Here is a 9612-nt window from a genome sequence, read left to right on the forward strand (position 1 = left end):
TGACCTAAAATGCACTACGAACAAGCACACTGATCTGGCGAGGGGAGACGTCTGATGAGTCAGCCACAGATTACGTTAAACGACCGGTTCGATCTTGAGAAAAGCCCCGTTCTTCTGAACGGAACACAGGCGCTTGTCCGGTTGATGTTGATGCAAAAGGCCAGAGACCGGCAGGCGGGGCTGAACACTGCGGGGCTGGTGACTGGATATCGTGGCTCGCCACTTGGCGCTGTTGATCAGCAGATGATGCGGGCGCAAAGGCAGTTATCCGAAAGCAATGTTACGTTTCAGTTCGGATTGAACGAAGATCTGGCGGCAACGGCGCTGTGGGGCAGCCAACAGGCCGGCTTGCGCGGCGACGGCAAGTTCGATGGGGTTTTCGGGCTTTGGTACGGCAAGGGGCCGGGTGTAGACCGATCCGGTGACGTCATGCGCCACGCGAATATGGCCGGAACCGCCAAGCATGGCGGTGTGCTTATGGCGATGGGTGATGACCATACCGGCGAAAGCTCGACCGTGTTGCATCAGTCCGAATGGTCACTGGTAGATATGTATATGCCGGTCGTAAGCCCGGCGGGCGTGCAGGAAATCCTCGACTACGGAATATACGGCTTTGCGCTTAGCCGTTTTGCCGGGGTTTGGGTTGGGCTAAAAACCATGAAGGACACAATCGAGGTTACTTCGGTTGTGGATGGTCGCCCCGACCGAATGCAGGTTGTTGTACCTGATTTCGATATGCCGGAGGGCGGTTTGAATATCCGCCTGGGGGACACGCCGCACCTGCAGGAAACGCGCGTCATTGATTACAAAAGGTTTGCAGCCGAGACGTTTTCGCATGCCAACAAGCTGGACAAGCGGATATGGGGCAAACCGGGTGCAAAGATCGGATTTGTTGCGGCGGGCAAGAACTGGCTGGACCTGACCCATGCGCTGTCGCTTTTGAACATCGACGAGTCTGAAGCCGAACGGCTGGGGATCACCACCTACAAGGTGGGGCAGACCTTCCCGCTGGACATGGTCGGGTTCCACGACTGGGCCGAAGGGCTGGACCTGATCGTGATTGTCGAGGAAAAGCGCAAACTAATCGAGGTTCAGGTCAAAGAGGCTATCTTTGACGACCGCCGCGGTCGCCGGGTTTATGGGTGGTACAAGGGCGGCGCCGGTACGTTGCACCGCGATGAACTGTTCCCGACCCGTGGCGCGCTGGACCCGATCATGATTGCCGAAAAGCTGGGTGAGATCCTGATCGAAGAAGGGCGTGAAACCGATGGTATTCGGGCCGGGCTGGCCTCTTTGTCCGAGGCGCGCCGGGCCGACAACGCACAGGAAATCGCAACACGGCTTCCGTATTTCTGCTCGGGCTGCCCGCATAACAGTTCGACCAAAGTCCCCGATGGCAGCCGTGCCTATGCAGGGATCGGTTGTCATTACATGGTCCAGTGGATGGACCGGAATACCACGGGTTTTACCCAGATGGGCGGTGAAGGTGCGAACTGGATCGGTGAGGCCCCGTTTTCGACCACCAAACACGTGTTTCAGAACCTTGGCGATGGCACCTATAACCACTCGGGCGTTCAGGCGATCCGCGCGGCGTTGTCTGCGGGCACGAACATCACCTTCAAGATCCTGTTCAACGATGCCGTCGCCATGACGGGCGGGCAGGAGAATGAAGGCGATCTGACCGCAGAACGGATCGTTGCCGAAGTCAAAGCCATGGGTGTCCGTGAGGTTGCTCTGGTCTATGACGAAAAGGAAGACGTGAACTTCAAGGCTCTGCCGTCGAGTGTTCAGACGTTCGAGCGTGCGGAACTGATGCAGGTGCAGGAGAAGTTCCGCGAGATCGAGGGTGTTTCGGTCATCGTTTATGTTCAGACCTGTGCGGCCGAGAAGCGACGCCGCCGCAAACGCGGCACGTTCCCGGACCCGGACAAGCGCGTGTTTATCAATACCGATGTCTGCGAGGGCTGCGGCGATTGCGGGGTGCAATCGAACTGCGTGTCGATCGTACCCAAGGAAACAGAACTCGGGCGCAAGCGGGCCATCGATCAGTCAAGCTGCAACAAGGATTATTCCTGCCTGAACGGTTTTTGCCCATCCTTCGTCACGCTTGAGGGGGCGAAGATCCGCAAAGAGGCAACAACTGAAATCGACTTGCCCGATCTACCGATGCCGGTGCTGCCCAAGATCAGCGGTACGCATAACGTAGTGATCACGGGTGTCGGGGGAACCGGTGTTGTCACGCTGGGTGCGATCCTTGCGCAAGCTGCCCAGATTGACGGCAAAGGCGCGGGCATGATGGAAATGGCGGGCCTGGCGCAGAAAGGCGGCGCGGTACACATCCATTGCCGTCTGGCCAACGCACCCGAAGACATCAGCGCCATCCGCGTCGCAACCGGCGAAGCCCATGCGTTGATCGGCGGTGATCTGGTGGTGTCCGCCGGAGCCAAAACATTGGGCCTGACGCGCACAGGCCATACAGGCGCCGTTGTGAACAGCCATGAGACGGTAACAGGCGACTTTACGCGCAATACCGAGTTCCGCATTCCTGCCGACCAACTGGAACTGGCCCTCCAGGCTCGGTTGAAAGAAAATGTCTCGCTGTTTGACGCGACTGAGTTGGCACGCGCCGTGATGGGCGACTCGATCTATTCCAACATGATGATCTTTGGCGCAGCGTGGCAGCGCGGGTTGTTGCCCGTCAGCCATCAGGCGGTTTTTGATGCCATCGAATTGAACGGAACTACGATTGAACGGAACAAACGTGCGTTTGATATCGGGCGTTGGGCGGTTCTTCATCCGGCAGAGGTACAGTCCATTCTGTCCCCGACTGTGACCGAGATGCCCAAATCGCTGGATCAGAAGATCGAATTCCGCGCAAGCCATCTGACCGACTACCAAAGTGCGCGGCTGGCCAAACGGTATCGCAAGCTGGTCGACAGTGTTGAGGATGCGGATATCCGCGAGGCGGTGGCAAAAGGCTATCACAAGCTTTTGTCTTACAAGGATGAATACGAAGTCGCGCGCCTTCTTCTGTCAAGCCGTGACAAAGCGGCTGCCGAGTTCGATGGCGATTTCAAGATGACGTTCCATCTGGCTCCACCCATTTTAGGGGGATCGGGTAGCAACGGCAGACCCCGCAAACGTGCGTTTGGCGAAGCCATCCTTGGCCCACTGAAGCTTTTGACCCGGTTGAAGGCGCTGCGCGGTACGCCGCTGGATATATTTGGCTATTCGTCGGAACGCAGGATGGAGCGTGCGTTGATCCGTCAATATGAAAAGGACATGCGTGAGGTTCTGCCGCTTGTGTCGCAGACCACGCGCGATGCGATTGCCGCCCTGGCCCGTTTGCCGCTGGATATCCGTGGGTTTGGCCCCGTATTGCGCGAGAACGAGGCCAAAGCAGCCAAGCGGCGCGAGGAGTTGCTGGCCGTCATTCGCGGCGGGGGGGCAGGGTTGCAGACTGCGGCGGAATAAAACGTCACAAGCGTGTCACGATAGCTAGGCAAAATTGTTACTTGCACTTATTTTGCAGGCAGCAAGCCGGAGACCCATATGCCTTCTCGTCGTCATGCCGTTCGCGACATTTCCTACGCGCATTCCGCCGAAACCAAAGGCGGGCGGATGGTTATCAAGCTGATGGAGAACACGACGGGTCGTATGCGCCTGATCAAACGCGCGGACGGGTACGAGAAAGACGTTGCCAATGGGCGCGACTTTTGGGCCGTGATGGTCGAACGCTATGGGCTGACTCTGGACGTGGCGGGGGGATCGCTTTCGAATATTCCGAAAGACGGTCCTCTGATCCTGATTGCCAATCATCCCTACGGAATTCTGGATGGCCTGATGATGGGACATATCCTGTCCGAGACGCGGGGAGATTTCCGCATTCTGGCTCATCGGGTGTTTCGCAAGGCCGAAGACCTGAATCGCATCATTTTGCCAATTTCGTTTGATGAAACGAAAGAGGCGATGCAGCTGAACCTTGAGACCCGAAAAACCGCGCTCAACTATCTGGGCGAAGGCGGGGCGATCGGCATTTTCCCCGGCGGGACGGTCAGCACCGGGGTTAAGCCGTTTTCCCACCCCATGGATCCGGGTTGGCGCGGGTTTACCGCGCGGATGGTGGCTAAATCGAATGCCACGGTTGTTCCGGTTTTCTTTGATGGCCACACCTCTCGTCTGTTTCAGATCGCCAGCCATCTGCACAGTACTTTGCGGATGGGCCTGCTGATCAAAGAATTCAAGAAACGCGTTGATACACCGGTGAAAGTCGTGATCGGAGAGCCGATAGGCCGTGACATTCTGGACCCGCTCAGCAAGGATACGCGCAAGATGATGGATTTCCTGCGCAAAGCCACGTATGAGCTGTCTCCAACGCCGTTGAAGTCTTATGATTACGGCTATGAGTTTGAGGAACGGCATCGCGCCTGAATGATCTAATGGCAGTAGGTATCTTCGATTCCGGTTTGGGCGGTCTGACCGTCCTGAGTGCCGCGCAGCAACGTCTGCCGGACGTTGATTTCCTGTATTTTGCAGATAGTGCACACGCGCCTTACGGTGTGCGTGATGCCGAGGATATCTATCAGCTGACCCGCAAGGCGGTTCAGGATCTGTGGTCGCGTGGCTGCAACCTGGTGATTCTGGCCTGCAACACGGCCAGCGCCGCAGCGTTGCGGCGCATGCAGGAAGAGGGCGTGCCCAGCGGCAAACGCGTTCTTGGTGTTTTTGTCCCGTTGATCGAGGCGCTGACCGAACGGCAATGGGGCGACAATTCTCCGCCGCGCGAAGTGGCCGTCAAACATGTGGCATTGTTTGCAACGCCTGCCACGGTATCCAGTCGGGCCTTTCAGCGTGAATTAGCCTTTCGGGCCATCGGTGTGGATGTCGAGGCACAGGCCTGTGGCGGCGTTGTGGATGCCATAGAAGACGGCGACATGATCCTGGCCGAAGCCCTGGTGCGCAGCCATGTGGATGCGCTGAAACGCAAAATGCCGGAACCTCAGGCCGCTATTCTTGGCTGCACGCATTACCCTTTGATGGCCGAAGCATTTCAGGCGGCGTTGGGTGAAGATGTGCAGGTTTACAGCCAGGGTGCCCTTGTTGCTGACAGTCTGGCAGATTACCTGCAACGTCATCCCACCATGTTGGGCGAGGGCCCAAGTGGTTTCCTGACAACAGGTAAACCCAATGTTGTCAGCGACCGCGCGACGCAGTTCCTCCGACGACAAATCACCTTCCAGGCTGCCTGACTTAGGTCAAGGACGCAGCCGCTTTGCTTCCCTTATTTCAAGGCCGTCGCATCGGCGGTCGAAACATGTGACACTCAAGTGAAAGAGGTCTGACATGACCCATAAAATCGCAATTTTGGGCGCTTCGGGCTATACCGGCGCTGAATTGGTGCGGCTGATTGCCGAGCACCCGAACATGGATATCGTCGCGCTGGCTGCCGAACGTAAGGCTGGTATGACAATGGCGCAGGTTTTCCCGCATCTGCGCCACATGGATTTGCCTGATCTGTGCAAAATCTCCGAGATCGACTTCTCGCAGGTCGACCTGTGTTTCTGCGCCTTGCCGCACAAGACCAGTCAGGAAGTGATCCGGGATTTGCCGAAAGACCTGAAAATCATTGACCTGTCCGCAGACTTCCGGCTGGCCGACCCCGACGAGTACGAAAAATGGTATGGCAATCCGCATACCGCGCTAAAACAGCAGGAAGAGGCGATTTATGGTCTGACCGAGTTCTACCGCGAAGACATCAAGGGGGCACGGCTTGTTGCGGGCACCGGGTGCAATGCGGCAACCGGGCAATATGTTCTGCGACCGCTGATATCTGCCGGGGTCATTGATCTGGACGATATCGTTCTGGACCTGAAATGCGCCGTATCAGGAGCAGGGCGGTCACTGAAAGAAAACTTGCTGCACGCTGAACTGAGTGAAGGCAGCAATGCCTATTCCGTCGGAGGGACGCACAGGCATCTTGGCGAGTTCGATCAGGAGTTTTCGAAACTTGCCGGTCGGGCTGTGCATGTGCAGTTCACGCCGCATCTTATCCCTGCAAACAGGGGTATTCTGGCCACAACCTATGTGAAGGGTGACCCGCACAGCATCTACGAAACGCTCGCCAAAGCCTACGCGGACGAACCGTTCATTCGGATGCTGCCGATGGGTGAGACCCCTTCGACCCACCATGTGCGGGGGTCGAATTTCTGTCACATCGGTGTTGTCGCGGATCGGATTGAGCGGCGCGCAATTGTGATTGCAGCGCTGGATAACCTGACAAAAGGTAGCAGTGGGCAAGCCTTGCAGAACGCGAACCTGATGTTAGGTGAAGATGAAACTCTGGGCCTGATGATGGCCCCGCTTTTCCCGTGAGGATGGTATGAAAACGCTCAAGAAACGTCGGCGCGTACAAGTCATTCTGGTGGCAGTTGTTGCCTTGGTGGCGGCAACTGCGTTGATTGGCTGGGCATTGCAGGACGGGATCAACTTTTTCCGCTCACCTAGTGAGGTGATTGCCGAGCCGCCGAAACCAACCGAGGTGTTCCGGATGGGCGGCTTGGTTGAAGAAGGCTCGATCATTCGCGGACAGGGCGAAACCATTCGTTTTGTTGTAACGGATGGTGGAGAAAGCGTTCCGGTCTCGTTCACAGGTGTCCTGCCTGATCTATTCTCGGAAAATCAGGGGATGATCGGCACAGGCAGTTACGTGAACGGAGTCTTTGAAGCGACTGAAATTCTTGCCAAACACGATGAAACCTACATGCCGAAAGAGGTCATGGACGCTCTGAAAGAGCAAGGTATCTATAAAGGCGCGGAAGAAAGCTAATAAACCCTCTGGACCTGCTTCGGAGCGTTGCGTGCATGGTGCATGCTGCGCTCCGTTTCGTTTTGAATCGTTAATGTCTGTCGGAAAGGGTGTGGCCACCTAACGTTACGAGGGTGGTATGCAAACGGTTCGGCAAATTGCCAAAGAGATTGTGGCCCGTGAAGGGGGCTTTGTTGATGACCCCGACGATCCGGGCGGGGCAACCAAGTTCGGGGTCACGATTCACACCCTGCGCAGGCTGGGCTTGGATCTGACTGGCGACGGACGGGTTGACGAGGCGGATGTGCGCACATTGTCCCGTCGGCAAGCGGTCGACATTTTTGTGCGGCACTATTTCGACAAGCCACGCATTGTTGAGCTGCCCGAAACCCTGCATGCTTCGGTTTTCGACATGTATGTGAATGCCGGTGCGCAGGCGGTGAAGATCCTTCAGCGGCTGCTTCAGGAAATGGGGTTTAACGCCACCGCCGACGGCGTGATCGGCCCTCAAACCGTGGCGGCCTGCCAAAGCGCGGCGCAGCCAGAGCCCGACGTCTTGCGCGACGCCTACGGGATTGCGCGGCGAAACTACTATTTTCGCCTTGCTGATCGGCGGCCTGCATCCAGAAAATACGCGCGCAACCGTTCAGGCGGCAAAGGTGGCTGGATAAAACGGGCCGAAGAGTTCCTTTCGCCGCGTTATCACCTGTCGAACAGCGATTTTAACAGAAGGATCGCGGCATGGGGCTGATTTCAGGTGTGTTGGCGCTGCTGTTTGGCAACGGGCGCAACGTCTTGCAAGAAACCGCAGAACTCTATCGTGAAAACACCGAAGCAAGCGCAGTACGCGCTTACGAGGTTCAAACTCAGGCCATGGTGCAGTTCGGTAGCGAATTTCAGGCACCTCAGAAGGGCCTGTTTGACCGTGTCATGGACGGCGTGAACAGGTTGCCGCGCCCGGCACTGGCATTGGGAACGCTTGGCTTGTTCGTTGCCGCCATGGTCGACCCAATATGGTTTGCCGCACGGATGCAGGGCATAGCCTTGGTCCCAGAGCCGCTGTGGTGGTTGCTGGGCGTAATCGTTTCGTTTTACTTTGGCGCGCGTCACCAAAGTAAAATGCAGGATTTTCAGCGGGATATCCGCTCAACCATGACGCAACTGCCAACGGTCATGAGCAATATCGAGGCCTTGCGCACCATGCAGAGCGACAGCCCCGGTGTTGCTGACCCCGGTCCGGATGCTGTGCTGAACAGCGATGTCATACGTCCCGAGGAAAACCAGGCGTTAAACGATTGGCGAAAGCTTCGCGGTATCTGACCCGCGACACTTTGTGCGTACAGATCAAGCTAAAGGTCATGGCCCCCGGTTCCGCACCGGCGTATATTCCGGGGCATGATTACAGAACTTGGCCACTTCACCCTGATCCTCGCGTTCTTTGTCGCAATTGTGCAAAGCGTTGTTCCCCTGATCGGCGCCTCAAAACGTTGGACCGGCTGGATGGTTTTTGCAGAGCCCGCCGCCATCGTGCAGTTCCTGCTGACGGCGTTTGCGTTTGGTGCTTTGATCTGGGCGTTTGTAACCTCTGACTTTTCCCTCAGGATCGTGGTCGAGAACAGCCACACGGCAAAGCCGATGCTGTACAAGATCAGCGGAACATGGGGCAACCACGAAGGATCCATGCTGCTTTGGGTGCTGATCGTCACCCTGTTTGGAGCGATGGCGGCTTTCTTTGGTGGCGGCTTGCCACCGACACTCAAAGCCCGTGTTCTGGCCGTTCAATCGGCCATTGCCGTGGCGTTTTTCGGTTTTATCCTGTTAACGTCGAACCCGTTTGACCGGCTGGCCATCGCTCCGTTTGACGGGCGCGACCTGAACCCGCTGCTTCAGGATCCCGGGCTGGCCTTCCATCCGCCGTTTCTGTACCTCGGCTATGTCGGGCTGAGCATGGCTTTCAGCTTTGCGATTGCGGCCCTGATCGAAGGGCGTATCGATGCGGCATGGGGCCGTTGGGTGCGCCCCTGGACGCTGGCGGCCTGGGTTTTCCTGACTATCGGTATCGCGCTGGGGTCCTGGTGGGCCTATTACGAACTCGGCTGGGGCGGTTTCTGGTTCTGGGACCCGGTCGAAAACGCGTCCTTCATGCCCTGGCTGTTGGCGGCGGCGCTGTTGCATTCGGCAATAGTTGTGGAAAAGCGCGAAGCATTGAAAAGCTGGACCATTCTGCTGGCAATCATCGCGTTTGGATTTTCCCTCATCGGTACGTTTATCGTGCGATCAGGGCTACTGACCTCGGTTCACGCATTTGCCAATGATCCGGAGCGCGGTGTATTCATCCTGATCATTCTGGTCTTCTTCATCGGCGGCGCGCTTACCCTGTTTGCCGCACGGGCACAGGCGATGGAGGCCAAGGGCGTTTTCGGCATGGTCAGCCGCGAAAGCGCGCTGATCGTGAACAATGTCCTTCTGGCGGTCAGTTGCTTCGTCGTTTTTGTTGGGACGATGTGGCCGATGGTGGCCGAGATGATGTTTGACCGCAAACTTTCGGTTGGGGCACCGTTTTTCAACGCGGCGTTTTCTCCGTTCATGGTTTTGCTGGGGTTGATCCTGCCAATCGGGGCGATGCTGCCGTGGAAACGCGGTCGGCTGGGCAAAACGGCTTGGTCCCTGCGCTATGCCTTTGGTCTCGCGCTGGCGATTGCGCTGTTGGTTTGGGCCATGCAGACCGGCCGCAGCGCGTTAGGGCCCGTAGGCCTGTTCCTGGGGGCATGGATCACAATCGGTGCAGCCATTGATTTGTGGAGCCG

Annotated in this window: 8 protein-coding genes; all 8 read left to right on the forward strand. The window is 57.3% G+C overall.

Annotated features, from left to right (window positions below; all coding sequences use genetic code 11):
• The first annotated feature begins 54 nt into the window (after positions 1 to 54).
• The gene (locus AC2FND_RS11855) at positions 55 to 3474 is read left to right on the forward strand and encodes an indolepyruvate ferredoxin oxidoreductase family protein (RefSeq protein WP_496769898.1); all 3420 of its coding nucleotides are present in this window, start codon (positions 55 to 57) and stop codon (positions 3472 to 3474) included.
• A gap of 78 nt (positions 3475 to 3552) precedes the next feature.
• Positions 3553 to 4431, forward strand: coding sequence for a lysophospholipid acyltransferase family protein (locus AC2FND_RS11860; protein WP_496769900.1), 879 nt, complete (start codon positions 3553 to 3555; stop codon positions 4429 to 4431).
• An 8-nt stretch (positions 4432 to 4439) separates the two neighbouring features.
• Entirely contained in the window at positions 4440 to 5249 is an 810-nt protein-coding gene (gene murI / locus AC2FND_RS11865) for a glutamate racemase (RefSeq protein WP_209596136.1), read from the forward strand.
• Between the two features lie 94 nt (positions 5250 to 5343).
• A complete protein-coding gene (gene argC, locus AC2FND_RS11870) occupies positions 5344 to 6372 on the forward strand; it encodes an N-acetyl-gamma-glutamyl-phosphate reductase (RefSeq protein ID WP_496769902.1) in 1029 nt (342 codons plus the stop codon).
• A 7-nt stretch (positions 6373 to 6379) separates the two neighbouring features.
• Positions 6380 to 6826, forward strand: a complete 447-nt coding sequence (gene ccmE, locus AC2FND_RS11875; protein ID WP_496769904.1) for a cytochrome c maturation protein CcmE — start codon at positions 6380 to 6382, stop codon at positions 6824 to 6826.
• Between the two features lie 118 nt (positions 6827 to 6944).
• On the forward strand, positions 6945 to 7556 hold the full coding sequence (locus tag AC2FND_RS11880) for a holin-associated N-acetylmuramidase (protein ID WP_496769906.1): 612 nt from the start codon (positions 6945 to 6947) through the stop codon (positions 7554 to 7556).
• Entirely contained in the window at positions 7547 to 8125 is a 579-nt protein-coding gene (locus AC2FND_RS11885; protein WP_496769908.1) for a holin family protein, read from the forward strand. The genes AC2FND_RS11880 and AC2FND_RS11885 overlap by 10 nt, the downstream gene beginning before the upstream one ends.
• 75 nt (positions 8126 to 8200) lie before the next feature.
• The coding region (locus AC2FND_RS11890; protein ID WP_496769910.1) for a heme lyase CcmF/NrfE family subunit at positions 8201 to 9612 on the forward strand (1412 nt) is incomplete at its 3' end.

It is taken from the genome of Ruegeria sp. BHSB056, from assembly GCF_059613305.1.

Coding starts and splice junctions, on each gene's coding strand:
- AC2FND_RS11855 (WP_496769898.1), top strand. CDS start 55: ATGAGTCAGCCACAGATTACGTTAAACGACCGGTTCGATCTTGAGAAA.
- argC (WP_496769902.1), top strand. CDS start 5,344: ATGACCCATAAAATCGCAATTTTGGGCGCTTCGGGCTATACCGGCGCT.
- ccmE (WP_496769904.1), top strand. CDS start 6,380: ATGAAAACGCTCAAGAAACGTCGGCGCGTACAAGTCATTCTGGTGGCA.
- AC2FND_RS11860 (WP_496769900.1), top strand. CDS start 3,553: ATGCCTTCTCGTCGTCATGCCGTTCGCGACATTTCCTACGCGCATTCC.
- murI (WP_209596136.1), top strand. CDS start 4,440: ATGGCAGTAGGTATCTTCGATTCCGGTTTGGGCGGTCTGACCGTCCTG.
- AC2FND_RS11880 (WP_496769906.1), top strand. CDS start 6,945: ATGCAAACGGTTCGGCAAATTGCCAAAGAGATTGTGGCCCGTGAAGGG.
- AC2FND_RS11885 (WP_496769908.1), top strand. CDS start 7,547: ATGGGGCTGATTTCAGGTGTGTTGGCGCTGCTGTTTGGCAACGGGCGC.